The organism is Micromonospora sp. DT46 (assembly GCF_049841735.1).
GTDB classification, from domain to species: domain Bacteria; phylum Actinomycetota; class Actinomycetes; order Mycobacteriales; family Micromonosporaceae; genus Micromonospora; species Micromonospora reichwaldensis.
Genome location: NZ_JBNCKW010000012.1, coordinates 40859 through 59931 on the forward strand (window position 1 = coordinate 40859; position 19073 = coordinate 59931).

The 19073-nt window shown below is 74.1% G+C and carries 14 protein-coding genes; 9 read left to right on the top strand and 5 right to left on the bottom strand.

Translation table 11 applies throughout. The features are described from left to right. Positions 1-9: 9 nt before the first annotated feature. The 5 genes from ACLQ20_RS28105 to ACLQ20_RS28125 all read left to right on the top strand — a co-directional run bounded on the left by ACLQ20_RS28105 (position 10) and on the right by ACLQ20_RS28125 (position 8337). Positions 10-4986: an amino acid adenylation domain-containing protein gene (locus ACLQ20_RS28105; RefSeq protein ID WP_425858095.1), complete on the top strand. Its 4977-nt coding sequence runs from the start codon at positions 10-12 to the stop codon at positions 4984-4986. Then, on the top strand, positions 4979-5863 hold the full coding sequence (locus ACLQ20_RS28110) for an AzlC family ABC transporter permease (RefSeq protein WP_425858096.1): 885 nt from the start codon (positions 4979-4981) through the stop codon (positions 5861-5863). Before ACLQ20_RS28105 ends, ACLQ20_RS28110 begins: the two co-directional genes overlap by 8 nt. 5 nt (positions 5864-5868) lie before the next feature. Continuing rightward, positions 5869-6198: an AzlD domain-containing protein gene (locus ACLQ20_RS28115; protein WP_132238343.1), complete on the top strand. Its 330-nt coding sequence runs from the start codon at positions 5869-5871 to the stop codon at positions 6196-6198. After that, complete coding sequence (locus ACLQ20_RS28120) at positions 6180-7040, top strand: carbon-nitrogen hydrolase family protein (RefSeq protein ID WP_425858097.1); 861 nt, start codon at positions 6180-6182, stop codon at positions 7038-7040. The genes ACLQ20_RS28115 and ACLQ20_RS28120 overlap by 19 nt, the downstream gene beginning before the upstream one ends. Before the next feature lie 121 nt (positions 7041-7161). After that, positions 7162-8337, top strand: a complete 1176-nt coding sequence (locus ACLQ20_RS28125; RefSeq protein ID WP_425858098.1) for a trans-sulfuration enzyme family protein — start codon at positions 7162-7164, stop codon at positions 8335-8337. Between the two features lie 21 nt (positions 8338-8358). Here ACLQ20_RS28125 and ACLQ20_RS28130 read toward each other — a convergent pair whose 3' ends face one another. Continuing rightward, on the bottom strand, positions 8359-9288 hold the full coding sequence (locus ACLQ20_RS28130) for a diacylglycerol/lipid kinase family protein (RefSeq protein ID WP_151453923.1): 930 nt from the start codon (positions 9286-9288) through the stop codon (positions 8359-8361). 122 nt (positions 9289-9410) lie between these two features. Here ACLQ20_RS28130 and ACLQ20_RS28135 point away from each other — a divergent pair, with 122 nt between their 5' ends. After that, the gene (locus ACLQ20_RS28135; protein WP_311410419.1) at positions 9411-9731 is read left to right on the top strand and encodes a hypothetical protein; all 321 of its coding nucleotides are present in this window, start codon (positions 9411-9413) and stop codon (positions 9729-9731) included. Further along, positions 9728-10018 (top strand): hypothetical protein, encoded by a 291-nt coding sequence (locus tag ACLQ20_RS28140; RefSeq protein ID WP_207914442.1) that lies wholly within the window; start codon positions 9728-9730, stop codon positions 10016-10018. Before ACLQ20_RS28135 ends, ACLQ20_RS28140 begins: the two co-directional genes overlap by 4 nt. Before the next feature lie 75 nt (positions 10019-10093). On the opposite strand, the gene ACLQ20_RS28145 is transcribed toward ACLQ20_RS28140, so the two are convergent. The 4 genes from ACLQ20_RS28145 to ACLQ20_RS28160 all read right to left on the bottom strand — a co-directional run bounded on the left by ACLQ20_RS28145 (position 10094) and on the right by ACLQ20_RS28160 (position 14703). Further along, positions 10094-11494, bottom strand: coding sequence for a GH1 family beta-glucosidase (locus tag ACLQ20_RS28145; protein WP_358121438.1), 1401 nt, complete (start codon positions 11492-11494; stop codon positions 10094-10096). A 25-nt stretch (positions 11495-11519) separates the two neighbouring features. Next, a complete protein-coding gene (locus ACLQ20_RS28150; RefSeq protein WP_132238333.1) occupies positions 11520-12359 on the bottom strand; it encodes a carbohydrate ABC transporter permease in 840 nt (279 codons plus the stop codon). Then, the gene (locus ACLQ20_RS28155; RefSeq protein WP_425858099.1) at positions 12352-13338 is read right to left on the bottom strand and encodes a carbohydrate ABC transporter permease; all 987 of its coding nucleotides are present in this window, start codon (positions 13336-13338) and stop codon (positions 12352-12354) included. Before ACLQ20_RS28155 ends, ACLQ20_RS28150 begins: the two co-directional genes overlap by 8 nt. A 66-nt stretch (positions 13339-13404) precedes the next feature. Further along, positions 13405-14703 carry an ABC transporter substrate-binding protein gene (locus tag ACLQ20_RS28160; RefSeq protein WP_425858100.1) on the bottom strand — a complete coding sequence of 433 codons (1299 nt, stop codon included), beginning with the start codon at positions 14701-14703 and terminating at the stop codon, positions 13405-13407. A 220-nt stretch (positions 14704-14923) separates the two neighbouring features. On the opposite strand from ACLQ20_RS28160, the gene ACLQ20_RS28165 reads away from it, so the two are divergent. After that, the gene (locus ACLQ20_RS28165; protein ID WP_425858101.1) at positions 14924-16162 is read left to right on the top strand and encodes an ROK family transcriptional regulator; all 1239 of its coding nucleotides are present in this window, start codon (positions 14924-14926) and stop codon (positions 16160-16162) included. 174 nt (positions 16163-16336) lie between these two features. Next, positions 16337-18964 carry a discoidin domain-containing protein gene (locus ACLQ20_RS28170; RefSeq protein ID WP_425858102.1) on the top strand — a complete coding sequence of 876 codons (2628 nt, stop codon included), beginning with the start codon at positions 16337-16339 and terminating at the stop codon, positions 18962-18964. Positions 18965-19073: the final 109 nt, after the last annotated feature.

Below are 19073 nucleotides of genomic sequence, written 5' to 3' on the forward strand. Positions count from 1 at the left end.
GGAGAGATCATGCAGTCGCTGATGACGCGGGGCCAGCTCAAGATCGCCGCGGCGCGCCGCCCGGAGCACGCCCGCCACTGGCGTGCCGTGCTCGGCTCCGGCGCCGACCCGGTCGGCTTCCCCGCCGACCGCACCCCGGCGCCCGGCGCCCCGCCCGAGCCGGCGGCCGTCACCGTGCCGCTCGACGAGGCGGTCATCGACCGGCTCGCCCGGGCCGGCCGGGGCGGCGAGGACGCCCGCCAGGTCCTGGTGACGGCCGCGGTGGCCGCCCTGCTGCGCCGCTACACCGGCGCCGACGACATGCTCGTCGGCCGTCCGGGCGAGCCGGGGCAGTTGGCCGGGATGCTGCCGTTGCGGGTGCGCTGCGCGGCGGAGAGCAGCTACCGCGACCTGGTCGGGCAGTTGCGAACGGCGGTGCCCGAGGCGGCGCGCCATGCCGACTACCCGGTCGAGTTGCTCGCCGAGGAACTGGCGGCGGACGCCGGTCCCGGCCCGCACCCGCTCGTCGACGTGGCGGTGGGGGGCGGCGCCCCGGACGGCGCCGGGGTCGGGGTGTTCTTCGCCCTCGGCGCCGCCGAGGTGACGGTCCACCACGACGCCCGCCGCTACGACGGCGCCACGGCCGAGCGGATCGGCGCCCACCTGGCGCTGTTGCTGGGGCGGGCCCTGGCGGAGCCGGACGCGCCGGTGACGGACCTGAGCCTGCTGACCGACGGCGACCGGGACGTGCTCCGGGAGGTCAACGACACCGGCGTCGGCCAGGACCCGGCCGGCCGGCCGGACGAGTGGGTCGCCCGGTGGGCCGGCGCCCGCCCGGACGCCGTCGCCGTCCGCACCGCGGCCGGCAGTTGGACGTACGCGGAACTGGAGGCCCGGGTGGCCGCGTACGCCGAGCGGCTGCGCGGCGCCGGGGTGGGCGCGGAGTCGATCGTCGGCGTGCTCGCCGAGCGCTCCCGCGAGCAGTTGGTGGCGATCCTGGCCACCCTGCGGGCCGGCGGCGCCTATCTGCCGGTCGACCCCGGTTACCCGGCGGCGCGCGTCGCCTACCTGCTCGACGACAGCGGGGCCGCCGTGGTGCTCGCCGCCGACCCGGCGCGGGTCCCGCACGGCGTGCCGGTGCTCCCGCTGCCGACGGCCGGCCCGGTGCCCGCCGCCGTCGGGTCGCCCGGCCCCGACGCGCCGCGCCACGGGCGGGACCTCGCGTACGTCATCTACACCTCCGGCTCGACCGGCGCCCCGAAGGGCGCGATGATCGAGCACCGCTCGCTGGCCAACCGGCTGGCCTGGATGCAGCGGCTGTACCCGATCGGCCCCGCCGACGTGATCCTGCACAAGACGCCCACCACCTTCGACGTGTCGGTGTGGGAGCTGTTCTGGTGGGCCCGCGAGGGCGCCTCCGTCTGCCTGCTTCCCGCCGGCGCGGAGCGCGACCCGGAGGCCATCATCGGGGCGGTCGAGGCGCACGGCGTCACCACCGCGCACTTCGTGCCGTCGATGCTGGGCGCGTTCCTCGACTACCTCGGCACCGCCGACACCGGCCGGCTGGCGAGCCTGCGGCAGGTCTTCGCCAGCGGCGAGGCGCTCGGTCCCCGGCAGGTGGACCGGCTCGCGGAGCTGCTGCCCGGCGCGACGCTGGTCAACCTGTACGGGCCCACCGAGGCCACCGTCGACGTCACCCACCACCGCTGCCGGCCCGGCCGGGAGCGGGTGCCGATCGGCCGGCCCGTGGACAACACCCGCCTGTACGTGCTCGACGAGCGGCTGCGCCCCCAGCCGGTGGGGGTGCCGGGGGAGTTGTGCGTCGCCGGGGTGCAGCTCGCCCGGGGCTACCTCAACCGCCCGGAGCTGACCCGGGACCGCTTCGTCGCCGCGCCGGAGGTGGGCGAGGAGCGGGTGTACCGCACGGGCGACCTGGCCCGGCTGCTGCCCGACGGCACGCTCGACTACCTCGGCCGCCTCGACCACCAGGTGAAGGTACGCGGCTACCGCGTCGAGCTGGGCGAGGTGGAGGAGGCGCTGCGCGGGCACCCGGCCGTCAAGGACGCGGTGGTGGTGGCCCGCGACGGCAACCTGATCGGCTACGTGGTCGCCGACGAGCCGGTGGGCGAGGCGACGCTCACCGCCCACCTGGGCACCCTGCTGCCGGGCTACCTGGTCCCCGCCCGGGTGGTCGAGCTGGCGGAGTTCCCGCTGTCGGGCAGCGGCAAGCTGGACCGGCGGGCGCTGCCCGAGCCGGCCGCGCCCGAGCGGCCGTACGTGGCACCGCGCACCGGGCCCGAGCGGATCCTCGCCGACATCTGGGCCGAGGTGCTGGGTCTCGACCGGGTCGGCGTGGAGGACAACTTCTTCGCCATCGGCGGCAACTCGATCCACTTCGTCACCGTGCTGGCCCGGGCGCACGCCGCCGGGGTGGACCTCACGTTCCAGCAGTTGTTCCGCCACCCGACGATCGCGGCGCTGCTCGCGGCCGGCCCGCCGGGCGCGGAACGGGCGGTGACGCACCCGCCGTTCGCCCTGCTCGACGAGGCGGACCGGGCCCTGCTGCCGGACGGGGTGGTCGACGCGTACCCGCTCGGGCAGCTCCAGGCGGGGCTGATCTACGAGAACGAGCTGTCCCGGGGCGCCGCCCAGTACCACGACATCATCAGCTTCCTCATCAACGCGCCGTTCGACGAGGCAACGTTCACCGAGGCGGTGCGGATCCTCGTCGCGCGGCACCCGATCTTCCGGACCAGCTACCACCTGACCGGCTTCGGCGAGTACCTGCAACTCGTGCACGCCGACGCGCCGAGCCCGCTGTGGGTGGTGGACCTGCGCGACCGCGACCCGGCCGAGCAGGAGCGCTGGCACGCCGACTGGCACGCGCGCGAGCAGTCGTACCGGTTCCGCTGGCAGGAGCCGGGCCTGGTCCGCATCCACGTGCACGTCCTCGGCGACGAGCTCTACCGCTACAGCGTCAGCCAGCACAACTCGGCGCTGGACGGCTGGAGCATCACCCTGCTGCACACCCAGCTCTTCGACACCTACTACCGGCTGCTGGCCGGCGACCGCCCGGACGAGGGGCCGGCCGAGAACCACTTCCGCGACTACATCGGGCTGGAACGCCGGGCGCTGGAGTCGGCGGCGGACCGCGACTTCTGGCGTGGCGTCCTCGCCGCGGGCGGGGTCACCGAGCTGCCCCGGTGGCAGCCGCCGGAGGCGCCGGCCGAGCGGCCCGTCGTCTTCCACGAGGTGGAGATCGACGACGCGCTCTCCGAGCGGCTGCTGCGCGCGGCCGACCGGTTGGCGGTGCCGCTGAAGACCGTGCTGCTGGCCGCGCACGTCAAGGTGGTCGGCGCGCTCGCCGGGGACACCGAGGTCGTCACCGGGTACGAGCAGAGCGGCCGGCCGGAGGCGGAGGGCGCCACCGGGGCGCTGGGGTTGTTCCTCAACACCGTGCCGATGCGGGTGGACCTCGGCGGCGGCTCCTGGGCCGACCTGGTCCGGGCGGTGTACCGCGCGGAGGCGGACCTGCTGCCCCACCGGCGCTACCCGATGGCGCAGATGAAGGCGGACGCCGGCACCACCGACCTGCTCTTCGAGACCGTCTTCAACTACACCCACTTCTACCTGCTCAAGCAGCTGCGCGAGCTGCCCGGCTTCGACCTGCTCGACGTGCAGGTGAGCACGGAGACGGAGTTCGCGCTGCGTGCCGAGTTCATGCGGGACTTCTTCACCGACCGGGTCCGGCTGAGCCTGCACTACCATTCGGCGGCCTTCACGCCGGAGCAGGCGGCGGGCATCGGCGAGGTGTACCGGCGGGTGCTGGCGGAGCTGGCGACCGACCCGGCGCGCGCCCACGCCGGGCTGCGGCCCGGCCTGCCCGAGCCCCGGGTCACCCCGACCCGGCGCCGCTTCGACCGGGCCGCCCCGGCGACGCGCCGGCCGACGGAGCCGGCGGGGCGGACCGCGCCGGGCACGCCGGTCGCCCGGCGGATCGCCGAGGCGTGGGCGCGGGCGCTCGACGTGCCGCTGGCCGGGATCGCCGAGGAGGACAACTTCTTCGACCTGGGCGGCAACTCGCTCGCCGCGATGCGGGTGATCGCCGCGCTACGGCCCCTGGTCACCCTGCGGCAGCTGATGACCACCTCCACGCTCGGCCCGCTGGCCCGCGCCGTCGAGGCGGACGCCGCGCCGGAGGACCGGCTGCTGCAACCGCTGTCCCCGCCGGACGCCGCCCACGACCGGGTCCTGGTCTGCTTCCCGTACGCGGCGGGCAGCCCGCTCGCGTTCCGACCGCTGGCCGAGGCGCTGGCCCCGCACCGGATCGCGGTGCACGCCGTGGCGCTGCCGGGGCACGACGTCAGCCGGCCCGAGCCGCTGCTGGACCTGCCGGAGCTGACCCGCCGGGTGGCCGCCGAGATCGGGGAGCTGGGCGGCCGGCCGGTGCTGGTCTGGGGGCACTGCGTCGGCGCGGCGGCGGCGATCGAGGTCACCCGGCTGCTCGCCGCCGCCGGCCGGCCACCCGAGCGGCTCTTCCTCGGCGGCAAGCTGCTGCGCGGGCCGGAGGAGATCGACGCCAGCATCGCGGAGGTCACCGGGATGGCGCCGGCGGACGTGGTGGGCTGGCTGGTGGACCAGACCGGCTTCACCGAGCTGGACGGCCTGGACGCGGGGCACGTCGACGCCCTGGTCGCCGCCTTCCGGCACGACGCCGTCGGCTCGCACCGCTACCTGCGGGACCGGGTGGGGGAGCCGCTGCCGGTGCCGGTCACGGTGGTCGTGGCCGCCGACGACCCGCTGACGGCCGGGCCGGGCGCGGCGCACGAGGCGTGGCGGCGGATCGCCGCCGACGTGGAGTTGAGGGAGATCGACGGGGGCGGGCACTACTTCTGCCGCACCCGCGCGGCCGAGGTGGCCGCTATCGTCGGCGCGACGGGACCGGGCGCGCCGCCGGCGGCCGCCGCCGTACCGTCCGCCCGCCGTCCTGGGGAGAACCATGTCTGACCGTACGCCGACCACGCGGGACGAGTTCGTCGCCGGCGCCCGCTCGATGGTGCCGTTCCTGCTCTCCGCCTTTCCGCTGGGCGTGATCGGCGGCACCCTCGGCCTGGCCGCCGGCCTGTCCTACCTGGAGACGTTCGGCCTGGCCATGGTGGTCAACTCCGGGACCGCCCAGTTCATCGGCTTCAAGCTGATCTCGGAGGGGGCGGCCTGGCCGGTCATCGTCCTGACGACGCTGATCCTCAGCCTGCGGATGCTCATCTACTCCACGCTGCTCGCGCCGCACGTGCGCGAGTTGCCGCAGCGGTGGCGGCTACTGCTGGGCTTCGGCCTGATCGACGCGGTGTTCTTCGTGGCCTTCGACCGGATCAAGGGCGACGAGCCGGCCCGGCGCAAGAGCATGTTCTACTTCGGCGCCTCCGCGGTCATGTACGTCAACTGGGCGATCGCCACCGTGGTCGGCATGATCGCGGGGCACCTGCTGCCGGAGCGGCTGCGCTCCGGCCTGGACTTCCCGATGACCGCGGTCTTCCTGGTCGTGCTCGCCTCGGCGCTGGTCGGCTGGAAGGTCTGGACGGCGGCGGTCTCCGCCGGGGCGCTGGCCCTGCTCCTGCTCGGGCTGCCCTACAACCTCGGCCTGATCGTGGCGGCGTTCGGCGGCGCGTTCGTCGGCATGGCCTGCGAGCTGGTGGAACGGCGGTGGTTCCCGCCGAAGCCGGCGGAGCCGGGCGAGCCGGGGGAGGAACCGGGGGAACCGGGGGAGCCGGGGGAGCCGGGCGGGCCGGGGCCGGAGTCGAGAACGCCGCAACCGCGGACCGCCGGGGCGGCGGCCGGGGAACGCCGGGCCGCCGAGACGGCCCGTGACACGGACGGAAGGTGACCGGAATGTCCATGCTGCTGCTCATCCTCGGGATGGGGCTCGCCACCTTCGCACCCCGGTACCTGCCGCTGCTGGTCTTCCGCGACCGGGTGCTCCCCGACGACGTCAAGGTCTTCCTCGGCTACCTCCCGCCGGCGCTGCTGGCGGCCATCGCCGTCCCGTCGGTGATCGCCCCGGTGGACAACCGGATCGAGATCACCGTCGTCACCGTGCCGTACCTGGTGGCGGGCCTGGTCACGCTGGTGACCGGCCTCTTCGTCGAGCGTTTCATGATCGTCTGGACGGTGGGCCTGGTGGTCTTCTTCGGCCTGCGCTGGTGGCTGGGGGCCGCGTGACGGCCGCCCACCCCGCCGGGCGCGCCCCGCTGCGGATCGCGGCCGCCCAGGTCACCGCCGTTCCCGGCGACCTGGCCGGCAACGCGCGGACCGCGGCGCGGAGCATCGCCGAGGCGGCGGACCGCGGCGTCCACCTCGTCGTCTTCCCCGAGCTGTCGCTCTGCGGCTACGACGTCGGCCTGCTGCGCGACGACATCGCGCGGTGCGCCGTCGAGGCGGGCGGTGACCCGCTCGACATCGTCGCCGAGGCCTGCCGCACCCACCGGGTGGTGGCGGTGGTCGGCGGCTGCCGGCGACGCGCCGACGGCTGGGCGATCGGCGCCCTGGTGGTCGGCGCGGACGGCCGGCCCGCCGCCGCGTACGACAAGCGCCACCTGGACCGCGACGAGCGCGAGCTGTTCGTGCCCGGCCGGGCCGACTGCCTGGTCGAGGTGCGCGGCTGGCGGCTCGGCCTGGGGGTCTGCTACGACGCGAGCTTCCCCGAACACGCTCGCGCGCTGGCCCTCGCCGGCGCCGACGCCTACCTGTGCCCGAGCGCGTTCACGACGGGCGACTCCGACCACCGGCGCGGCGTGTACTTCCCGGCCCGCGCCCTGGAGAACACCTGCTACGTGCTGTTCGCCAACTTCGCGGGATCGCACGGCGACTGGGAGTTCGCCGGTCGCAGCGCCGTGTACGCTCCCGACGGTCGGGTCCTCGCCGACGCCGGCACGGGGCCCGGGCTCGCCGTCGCCGACCTGGACGACGCCGTGCTGCGCCGGCACCGCGACGCGTTGCGGATGCTCACCGACCGGGCCGCGCCCGCGCCGCCCCCGGCGGCCGTGCCCGTCCCGGCCGGGTGACCGCCCGTCCGTCGGGAGCGTCCACGCGGACGAGCCGTCGTCGGGCGCCCGCCGCCCGGGTGACGCCCGCACCTGTCCGACCCGCCGTCCCGGCGGGCAGCCCACCACGTGAGGAGAACCTGTGACCGGCACCGGCACGATCGCTGTCCACGGCGACGACGGGTTGAGCCCGGGCGGGGCGGTGTCGCCGCCGATCGTGCAGAGCGCCACCTTCAGCGCCGAGTCCGACGAGCAGTTCGCCGCCGTCGCCACCGAGACCCGGGGCAACGCCTTCTACACGCGCTACGGCAACCCGAACCACGCGCAGGTCGCCGCCGTGGTCGCCCAGCTGGAGGGCGCCGAGGCGGGCCTGGTCACCGCCTCCGGGATGGGCGCGATCAGCACCATCGCCCTGGCCCTGCTCTCCGCCGGTGACCACGTCATCGTGCAGCGCAGCACGTACGGCGGCACGACGTCCCTGGTCACCGGCCTGCTGGCCCGGTTCGGGGTGGCCTTCACCCAGGTGGACCAGACCGACACCGAGGCCTTCGTCCGGGCGCTGCGCCCGCAGACCCGGCTGGTCCTGGTGGAGACCCCGAGCAACCCCCTGCTCGAACTGACCGACCTGGCCGCCGTCGTCGAGCTGGCGCACGCCAACGACGCGCTGGTCGCGGTCGACAACACCTTCGCCACCCCGGTCAACCAGCGGCCGACGGAGTTCGGCGCCGACCTGGTGTGGCACAGCGGGACGAAGTACCTCGGCGGGCACTCCGACGTCTCGGCCGGGGTGGTCGTCGGCTCCGCCGACCTCGTCGACCGGGTGTGGCAGACCGCCATCGTCACCGGCAGCACCCTCGGCCCCATCGACGCCTGGCTGCTGCTGCGCGGCATCCGCACCCTGTCGCTGCGGGTGGACCGGCACAACGCCAACGCCCTGGCCCTGGCCCGGGCGGTCGAGGGCCACCCGGCGGTGCGGCGGGTCCGCTACCCGGGGCTGCCGACGCATCCCCAGCACGAGCTGGCCGGCCGGCAGATGACCGGCTTCGGCGGGGTGCTCAGCGTCGAACTGCGCGACGGGCGGGCGGCGACCGGGCTGCTCGACGGCCTCCGCCTGGCCAAGCGGGCGGCCAGCCTGGGCAGCGTCAGCACCCTCGTGGTGCACCCGCGCTCGATGTGGGCCGGGATCGTCGACGCCGAGCAGTTGGCCGCCACCGGCATCGGCGAGGGCCTCGTCCGGGTCTCCACCGGCATCGAGGACACCGAGGACCTCGTCGCCGACTTCCTGGCGGCCCTCGACGCGGCGGACCGGGCGGAGTAGCGCCCGGGCCGGCCGCACGGGTCAGCGGTCGGGGCTCCCGGCCGGCGCCATCACGCGCAGCGCGTTGGCGTCCAGCCCGATCCGGATCGGCGTACGGCCGCACAGCTCGCCGTCGACCTCGACGCGCGCCGGCCGGTCGGTCTCCAGCCACAGCTCCCCGACGGCGAGGAACGGCGCGTCGCCGACGGAGCGCCGGTGCCCGGTCGCCGCGTTGCGGGCCGTGTCGCGCAGCAGTCCACGGCGGTTCGCGCCGCCGACCGGGTACGCCACCAGCAGCCGGTCGTCGGCGTCTGCGTCGGCGGCGATCGGGCGCCCGGCGTGGAAGCCGCCGTTGGCCACGTACACCTGGTGGGTCCGGAACTCGTGCCGGGCGCCCCCGGCGCGGACGGTGACCCGCAGCGGGCGGTGCCGGGCCAGCAGGGCCAGGGCGGTCAGCGGGTACGCCAGCCGGCCGGTGACCCGCTTCAGGCGCGGCGGCGTGCGTAGCATGATGTCGGCGGAGAGGCCGACGCCGACGTGGTTGGTGAACCGCATGTCACCGGCGAGGCCGAGGTCGACGTCGATCACCGTGCCGCCGGTCAGCACGTCGACGGCCCGGTCGAGGTCGAGCGGGACGCCGACGGTGCGGGCGAAGTTGTTGGTGGTGCCCAGCGGCAGCAGCCCGAGCGCCATGTCGCGGTGGGCGAGCAGCCGCGCGGCGGTGCTCAGGGTGCCGTCCCCGCCGCCCGCCACCAGCAGGTCCGGCCCGAGGTCGACGGCCGCGGCGAGGACGCGCTCGAGCTGGCCGGGCTGCTCGACGGGGTGGTCGCCCAGCAGGTGGAAGCCGGCCGCCGTCAGCCGGGCCCGGGCCCGCTCGTGCAGTTGGCGGCCCCGGCGGGAGTGGGCGTTGACGACGAGGACGGCCCGCCGGTCCCGCCGGATGGCCGCGCCCAGTTCCTGCTTCGTCCGCATGGGCCCCGACCCTATCGGCACCCGGGACGCCGGCACGAGGACGCGGGGGATCGCAGGCATAGAAGGTTTTCGACGTATTCGTTAGGGTGGCGGGAAGGAAGGTTTCCACCCCGGAGGTGTCGATGCGAACACAGGTGATCCGCGCGGTCGGCGTCCTGGCGGCGGGCGGGGTCCTGGCGACGCTGGGCGCCACCGGCGCACAGGCCGACCCGGTCGTGCCGCGGCACGCCGTGATCGTCTGCCAGAGCGCCAGCTTCTACGCCAACTACGACTCGGCGAGCGGCCCGCACGGGTTCAAGCGCACGCTGGCGTACGGCAACAAGATCGGTCACACGCCCGGCGCGCACCCCGTCTACAACGGCTGGGCCGCCACCTTCGACTTCGGGCCCAACGACTGGGGCTACGTGCGCAGCGAGTGCATCGGGGGCTACGACTCGTGGTGAGCGGGGGAGTGCCGCGCCGGCTCGGCGCGTTGCTGGCGACCGTCTGCGCCGTACTGGCGCTCACGCCGTCGGCCGGGCACGCCGCGAACGGGACGATCGGGCAACGGGAGACGGTGTGCGCCGAGGACCTCTTCGTCCGCACCGCCCCGGTCGGCGCGTGGATGGGCACCCTCTACCGCGGCCAGACGTTCCTCGTCGAGGGGCCGCGCAGCGGCGGCTACGTCTACGGATTCGCCTACGGGCACGTCAACCGGCGCGGCTGGGTGCAGGACGGCTGGTTCTGCTGACCCCGCCCGGCGGGTGACGCACGGAGCCCCGGGTGGCGCCCGGGGTCCCGTGCGGCCCGGCGGATCGTCCCCGGCTCACCGGGAGGGCGTCAGCCGTCCGGTACGCCGCCGGTGGGCGCGGATCAGGTCGGCGTAGCGCAGGCCGCTCGCCTTGAGCGTCCGGCGCTGGGTGGGGTAGTCCACGTGCACCAGCCCGAAGCGCTTGTCGTACCCGTACGACCACTCGAAGTTGTCGAGCAGCGACCAGACGAAGTAGCCGGCCAGCGGCACGCCCCGGTCGACCGCCGCCGCGCACGCCGCCAGGTGCCGCTCCAGGTGGTCGGTGCGTTCCCGGTCCTCGACGGTGCCGTCGGCGGTGACCTCGTCCCGCCACGCCGACCCGCTCTCGGTGACGAGCACCCGCGCCGGGGCGTACTCCTCGGTCACCGCGACCAGCAGCTGCTCCAGCCCGGCCGGGTACGCCTCCCAGCCCATCGCGGTGTGCACCGCGCCTGGCACCGGCACCTGCCGGGCGTACGGCGCCGGCCCCGCCGGGTCGTCGGCCACCACCTGACGGAAGTAGTAGTTCAGGCCGAGGTAGTCGGTGGGGGTGGCGATCACCGTCAGGTCGTCGCCCCGCACCGGCGGCTCGACGCCGTAGGTGGCGACCATGTCGGCCGGGTAGCCGCGTCCGTGCAGCGGGTCGAGCCACCACCGGTTGACGTGGCCGTCCATCCGCCGGGCGGCGGCCACGTCCTCGGGCCGGTCGCTCGCCGGCTCGCAGGGGCTGGGATTGAGCACGATCCCGACGGAGGCGGGCCGGGCGGCGGCGGCCCGGATCGCCCGGGTGGCCAGCCCGTGCCCGAGCAGGACGTGGTGCGAGGCGCGCACCGCCCTGGCCAGGTCCCGCTCGCCGGGCGCCATCCGGCCCTCCAGGTGCCCGATCCAGGACACGCAGAGCGGCTCGTTGACGGTGGTCCAGTCGGCGACCCGGTCGCCGAGGCGGGCGGCCACGACGGCGGCGTAGTCGGCGAAGGCCTCGGCGGTGTCCCGCTCCGGCCAGCCGCCCCGGTCCTGCAACACCTGCGGCAGGTCCCAGTGGTAGAGCGTCACGAACGGGCGGATCCCCGCCGCCAGCAGGGCGTCGACCAGCCGGTCGTAGAAGTCCAGGCCCTTCGGGTTGACCCGGCCGACGCCGTCGGGCCGCACCCGGGGCCAGGCCACCGAGAACCGGTACGCGTCCACCCCGAGCCGCCGCATGAGCGCCACGTCCTGCGGCCACCGGTGGTAGTGGTCGCAGGCCACCGCGCCGGTGTCGCCGTTGTCGACGGCGCCCGGCACGTCGCAGAAGGTGTCCCAGATGGACGGCGCGCGGCCATCGGCGCGGACGGCCCCCTCGATCTGGTACGCGGCGGTGGCGACCCCCCAGAGGAAGTCGGGCGGCAGCGTGGACAGGTCCGGCACGGGTGGGCTCTCCTTCGGGTGTGCGGCCGTCATGGCCTCGTGTGCGGCCGTCACGGCCTCACCTGACCGCGCCGGCGGTGAGGCCGGCGACGAAGTAGCGCTGCAACGCCAGGAAACCGGCCACCACCGGGACGCTGACCACCAGCGACGCGGCCATCACCTGGTTCCAGTAGACGTTGAACTGGGTGGAGTAGCCCTGGAGGCCGACCGCGAGGGTGCGGCTGCCCTCGTCGGTCATCACCGAGGCGAAGAGCACCTCGCCCCAGGCGGTCATGAAGGCGTAGACGGCGACGGCGACGACGCCCGGCACCGCCGTCGGCAGGATGACCCGGAACAGCGTGCGGAGCGGGCCGGCGCCGTCGACCTGGGCCGCCTCGTCGAGGCCGCGGGGGATCGAGTCGAAGTAGCCGACCAGCATCCAGATCGAGAACGGCAGGGAGAACGTCAGGTAGGTGATGATCAGGCCGGTGCGGCTGGCGTACAGCTGGATGCCGGTGGCGGTGCCGAGGTTGACGTAGATCAGGAAGAGCGGCAGCAGGAAGAGGATCCCGGGGAACATCTGGGTGGAGAGCACGGTCACCGAGAACAGCCCCCGGCCGCGGAAGCGGTACCGGCTGACGGCGTACGCCGCGAAGATCGCCACGGTGACCGAGAAGACCGCCGCCACGGTCGAGACGACCAGACTGTTGACCAGGTAGCGGCCCAGCGGCACGGTCGACCACATGTCGACGAAGGCCTGCGCGGTCGGGCGCCGGGGCCACCAGGTGAAGGCGCCCTGCACGTCCTGCAACGGCTTGAGCGCCGAGCTGAGCATGACGTAGAGCGGGACGAGCACGAAGAGCGCGAGCAGGGTCAGCACGATCCGGCGGGCCCAGCGCTCGGCGGCGGTCTCACGCATCGTTCCTCCGACGGTTGGTCAGCAGCAGGTACCCGGCGGTGACCAGCAGCAGGAACAGCAGCAGCAGCACCGACATCGCCGACCCGGCCCCGAAGTCCCAGGTCTTGAAGGAGCTGCGGTAGATGTGCAGGGAGATGAGGTTCGCCTGCTCCGGCGCGGAGCCGCCGAAGAGCACGTACGGGGTGTTGAAGTCGTTGAAGGTCCAGAGGAAGAGCACCAGTACCAGCACCAGGTTGACCGGGCGCAGCATGGGCAGCGTCACCGAGCGCAGCCGCCGCCAGAATCCGGCCCCGTCCATGGCGGCGGCCTCGTACAGCTCGCCGGGGATGTTCTGCAGGCCGGCCATGACGCAGAGGAAGGCGAACGGCCAGGACCGCCAGACCGAGACGGTCAGCAGCGCGACGAAGCTGTTCTCCCCGATCAGCCAGAACGGCCGGTCGTCGAGGAGGTGGAGCTGGTCGACCAGCACGTGGTTGACCAGGCCGGTGTCCCGCTGGAAGAGGAAGCTCCAGGTGATCACGGCCGTGTAGACGGGCAGCGCGTACGGGGTGAGGAAGAGCGCGCGCAGCACGGCCCGGCCGCGGAAGGGGCGTTGCAGCAGTACGGCGGCGGTGGTGCCGAGCACCCAGGAGAGCCCGACCGAGGCCACCGTGTAGCCGACGGTCACCCCGAACGAGTGCAGCAGCTGCGCCCCGACCGCCGAGTCGACGTCGAGCACCACGCGGTAGTTCTCCCAGCCCACGAAGGGCGCGGTGGACCAGTCGCGGATGTGGAACTGGGTCAGCTCCCGCAGGCTCATCCACGCCCCGACGAGCATCGGCACGACGTGGATCGCCAGCTCCAGCACGACGGCCGGGGCGAGCAGCAGGTACGGCAGCAGCGACCGGCGGCGCCCGGGCGACCGGCGTCGCACCGGGGCCGCGCGGCGGGCGGGCCGCTCCGGTGCGGCGACGTCCCGGGCGGGCGTGGTGGTGGCCATCGTGGTCCTCTCGCTGGGTGGCCGTGGGAGGGTCGGCGTCCCTCCCACGGCCACCGGTCCGGCGGGTCAGCGCATCTGCTGCTGGGCCCGGGTCAGCTTCTGCCGGACGCTCTCCTCGGTGACCGGTCTGCCGCTGGCGGCGTCGGCGAAGAGTTCCTTGATGGCGGTGCCGACGAGGGTCTCGAAGGTGCTCTCGTCGGGCACCTGCGGCAGCGGCGCCGCCGTGGTGGCGAGGGTCTGCTGGAGCACCTTCTGCTCCGGCGCGGCGAACGCCGGGTCGCCGGCGACGCCGGCGACGGCGGGCAGCGAGCCGTACGTCCTGTTCAGCGCCACCTGCTCGGCGTCGCTGGTCATGAACTTGACGAACTCCAGCGCGGCGTCGGTGTTCTTGGTGTGCTTGAACACCGCCATGTTGATCCCCGCGACCATGCTGTTGACCTTCTTGCCGCCGGCCGGCGGGGCGGCCGGGAACGGCACCGGGGCGATCCCGTACGCGTCGGGGGCCATGTTCTGCGACTTCAGGTTGGACCCGGCGGCCTGCCAGAGCAGCATGGCGGCCTTGCCGTTGGCGAAGTCGGAGACCGACTGGTTCTGCGCGTACTCGGCGTTGCTCGGGTTGACGATCCTGTCGACGGCCATCAGGTCGACGTACCGCTTGACGGCAGTGACGTTCTGCGGGGTGTCGAAGGTGGGCTTGCCGGCGGAGTCGAACCACTCGCCGCCGTACTGCTGGCTGAAGGTGAAGGCGTGGTGGGCGTTCTCCGACGGGTTGGCGCCCTCGACGGCGAGGCCCCAGCGGTCACCGCCGGTCAGCTTGCGGCCGACCTCGGCCACCTGCTCCCAGGTGGTGGGCGGGCTGGTGACGCCGGCGTCGGCGAACGCCTTCTTGTTGTAGTAGAGGGCGTAGGCGAGGCTGTAGAGCGGCACCGCGGCCGGCGGCTTGCCGGGCGCGCCCGCGGCGGCCAGCGCGGCGGGCACGAACCGGTCCTTCCCGCCGACCTTGGCGAGGGTGGCGTCGTCGAACTCGACAAGCGCGCCGGTGGCCTGCAACGACGCCGACCAGGTGTTGCCGATGTTGACCACGTCCGGGCCCTGGCCGGAGGTGGCGGCGGTGAGCAGCCGGTTGAGCAGGTCCGACCAGGGCACCACCTCGACGTTGACCTTGATGCCGGTCTGCTGCTCGAACTTGTCCAGTTCCGGCTGGAGGGTCTGCTTGTCGGCCTCCAGGCTGGCGCCCTGGTTGCTGGCCCAGTAGGTGAGGGTCTTCCCGGCCGCGCCGGAGGAGTCCCCGGAGTCGCCGCAGGCGGTGAGGGTGGTGGCGGCCAGCACGGCCGCCGTCAGTATCGCGAGGTGTCGTCTCGACACGTTCGGCCCTTCCGTTGCACGTGGTGGGGGGTCGCCGGCGTCGCGTCGGGAAACGGGGTGAGGCGCCGGCGGACGGTGGGCGGGGCGCGCCGGCGGGGGCCGACGGCTCGACAGTTCCATCACGACTTAATGAATGTGGTCATTAAAGTGGTTGGCCGAGGGGCCGTCAAGCACGGGGTCGTACAGTCGCTCCCGAGGGCCGAGGGGATCGAGGTGGCAGGTGGAGTTGGCGCGCGCGACCAACCGGGGCGTCCGGCTGCGGAACCGGTCCGCCCTGCTGTCGAAGGTCTTCCTGGACGGCCCGCTCACCCGGCAGGCTCTGGTCCGCAGCACGGGGTTGAGCCAGCCGGCGGTCAGCAACGTGGTCGCCGACCTGATCGACGAGGGGCTGATCGCCGAGGCGGGCGCCGCCGAGTCCGACGGCGGCCGGCCCAGCATGATGCTGCGGGTCGCGCCGCGCTTCGCGTTCGTCATCGGGGTGGACGTCGGGGAGACCCGGGTCCGGGTGGAGCTGTTCGACTTCGCGATGGCCCAGCTGGCCAGCGTCGCGTACCCGCTCGATCCGCGGCGGACGGAGCCGGCGGAGGTGGCCGGGCACGTGCTGGCCGGCATCGACGCGGTCGCCGCCCGGGCCGGGGTGGGCGTCGACGAGGTGCTCGGCGTCGGCATCGGCGTCTCCGGGGTGGTCGAACAGGGCCGGGAGGCCGTGGTGCACGCCCAGTCGCTCGGCTGGGACCGGGTGCCGTTGGAGCGGCTGATCGCGGCGGGCACCGACCTGCCGCTGCACGTCGACAACGGCGCGAAGACGCTCGGCCAGGCGGAGATGTGGTTCGGCGCGGGCCGGGGGGCCCGGCACGCCGTCTTCGCGCTTGTCGGTTCGGGGGTCGGCACCGCGGTGGTGACCAACGGGGTGACCTACCGGGGCGCCTCCAGCAGCGCGGGGGAGTGGGGGCACACCACCCTGGTCTACGGCGGGCGGCCCTGCCGCTGCGGAGCCCGTGGCTGCCTGGAGGCGTACGTCGGCGCGGAGGCCGTCATCGACCGCTACCGCGAGGCCCGGGGCGGCCACCCGGTCCCGGGCGACGACGAGGAGTCCCAGCTGGCGGCCCTGATCGACGCGGCCGGCACCTCGGCCGCCGCGCGGCGGGTGCTGGACGAGACGGCCGAGTACCTGGGCGCCGGGGTCGCCAACCTGATCAACCTGTTCAACCCGGAGCGGGTCGTGCTCGGGGGCTGGGCCGGCATGGCGCTGGGCGGCCTGCTGCCGGCCGTGCGGGAGGCGGCCGGCCGCCAGGCCCTGCGCCAGCCGTACGAACAGGCCTCGATCGAGCTGGGTCTGCTGGGCGTCGACGCGGTGGCGCTCGGTGCGGCGACGCTCCCGATCGCCCGGCTGCTCACGGCCGGCGGGGTGCGGTCGGCGAATCGGCGGGTTACCGAACAAATCGAACTTCACGGATAAATAACAGCGTTATTTATCGATGTCTTGACGGCTGCGCGACGACGCCGCAACACTCGGACGAGAGCGCTCTCTCTCGTCCCGGCACCGTCCGGCGTCGCCGCCCCGCAGTGCCGCGGCCCCCTTCGTCATCCCGTCACGCCCGAGGTCCGCCACCCTCTATCGACAGGCGAAGTCATGACATCTCGCGCTACATCCGTACGCCCGACGCCGCCGCCAGGGCGACCCGCCCGGCGGTTGCTCGTCGGCCTCGCGCTGCTCCTCGTCGCGGCGCTCACCCCCGCCGCCGCGACGCCCCCGGCGCAGGCCGCCCCGAGCCTGCTGTCCCAGGGGCGGCCCGCGACCGCCTCGTCGACGGAGAACGCCGGCACCCCGGCGTCCGCCGCGGTCGACGGCGACACCGGCACCCGCTGGGCCAGCGCCTTCAGCGACCCCCAGTGGATCCAGGTCGACCTCGGCACCCGGGCCACCCTCAGCCAGGTGGTCCTGTCCTGGGAGGGCGCCTACGGCCGGGCCTTCACGATCCAGACCTCCGACGACGGCGCGGCCTGGACCACCGTGCACAGCACCACCGCCGGCACCGGCGGCACCCAGACGGTGAACGTGACGGGCGCCGGCCGGTACGTCCGGATGCACGGCACCGCGCGCGGCACCGGCTACGGCTACTCCCTCTGGGAGTTCCAGGTCTACGGGGAGGCCGGCGGCACCGCGCCGACCTGCGGCAGCGCCAACGTCGCCCAGGGCCGGCCGGCCACCGCGTCGTCGGTGGAGAACGCCGGCCTCCCCGCCTCGGCGGCGGTCGACGGCAACCCCGGTACCCGCTGGGCGAGCGCCGCCGCCGACCCCCAGTGGCTGCGGGTGGACCTGGGGGCCGTCCGGTCGATCTGCCGCGTGGTGCTGACCTGGGAGGCCGCGTACGCGCGGGCGTTCCAGCTCCAGACCTCGGCCGACGGCAACGCCTGGACCACCGTGTACGGCACCACCACCGGCGCCGGCGGCAGCCAGTCGCTCGCCGTCACCGGCAGCGGTCGCTACCTGCGGGTGTACGGCACGGCGCGCGCCACCGCGTACGGCTACTCGCTCTGGGAGCTGGCGGTGAACGTGACCGGCGGCGACGCCCCGCCTGTGGAGCCCACCGACCCCCGCAACCCGAACCTCGGGCCGAACACCTTCGTCTTCGACCCGTCCACCCCGACCGCCACCATCCAGAACCGGCTGAACACGCTCTTCACCCAGCAGGAGCGCAACCAGTTCGGCCCCGAGCGCTACGCGGTGCTGTTCAAGCCCGGCAGCTACACCGCCGACGTCAACCTCGGCTTCTTCACCCAGGTCGCCGGCCTCGGCATGAGCCCCGACGACGTCAACCTCAACGGGCACGTCCGGGTCGAGGCGTTCTGGATGGGCGGCAACGCCACGCAGAACTTCTGGCGGGCCGCCGAGAACCTCTCGGTGACCCTGCCAGCCGGGGTGAGCGTGGAGCGCTGGGCGGTCTCGCAGGCCGCGCCGTACCGGCGGATGCACCTGCGCGGCGCGCAGAACCAGATCCAGCTCTGGAACGGCGGCGACGGCTGGTCCAGCGGCGGCCTGATGGCCGACACCAGGATCGACGGCCTGGTCGTCTCCGGCTCGCAGCAGCAGTGGTACTCGCGCAACAGCGAGTTCGGCAACGGCTGGACCGGCTCGGTGTGGAACATGGTCTTCCAGGGCGTCACCGGCGCCCCGCCGCCGCACTTCCCGAACCCCTCGCACACCGTCATCCCGCAGACCCCCCAGGTACGCGAGAAGCCGTTCCTCTACGTCGACGGCACCGGCGAGTACCGGGTCTTCGTGCCGGCGCTGCGCACCAACTCCACCGGCACCAGCTGGTACGGCAGGACCCCGGCCGGCACCTCCATCTCGCTCAGCCAGTTCTACGTCGTGCGGCCGGGCACCGGCGCGGCCACCATCAACGCCGCGCTCGCCCAGGGCCGGCACCTGCTGTTCACCCCCGGAGTGCACCACGTCACCGAGCCGATCCGGGTGGACCGCCCCGACACGGTGGTCCTCGGCCTCGGCCTGGCGACCATCCAGGCCGACAACGGCACCGTCGCGATGCGGGTCGCCGACGTGGACGGCGTGAAGGTGGCGGGCATCATGTTCGAGGCCGGCCAGGTGAACTCGCCGGTGCTGATGGAGGTCGGGCCGCCCGGCTCGGCGGCCAGCCACGCGGCCAACCCGACCTCGCTGCACGACGTCTTCTTCCGCATCGGCGGGCCGGGCGTCGGCCGGGCGACCAACACGTTGACCGTCAACAGCGACCACGTGATCGGCGACCACATGTGGCTCTGGCGCGCCGACCACGGCGACGGGGTCGGCTGGGCGGTGAACACCGCCGACACCGGCCTGACGGTCAACGGCGACGACGTGACCATGTACGGCCTCTTCGTCGAGCACTACCAGCGGTACCAGACCGTCTGGAACGGCAACGGCGGGCGGACGTACTTCTACCAGAACGAGATGCCGTACGACCCGCCGAACCAGGCCGCCTGGATGAACGGGGCCACCCGTGGCTACGCGGCGTACAAGGTGGCGGACGGGGTGAGCAGCCACCAGGCGTGGGGGATGGGCAGCTACTGCTACTTCAACGTCAACCCCGCGGTCGTCGCCGATCGGGCCATCGAGGCGCCGACCAGCCCGAACGTCCGGTTCACCAACATGGTCACCGTCTCCCTCGGTGGCGTGGGCACGATCAACCGGGTGGTCAACGGCACCGGCGGCACCGCCAACGCGGGCAACCAGCAGGTGTACCTGACGAACTATCCGTGACCCGCACGGCGGCGGGCCCGGCCGGAGCGTCCCGGCCGGGCCCGCCCCCGCTTCCGGTGCCGCCCGGCGACCCCGGAACGGCCCCGCGAGATGGCCGGCGTCACTTCAC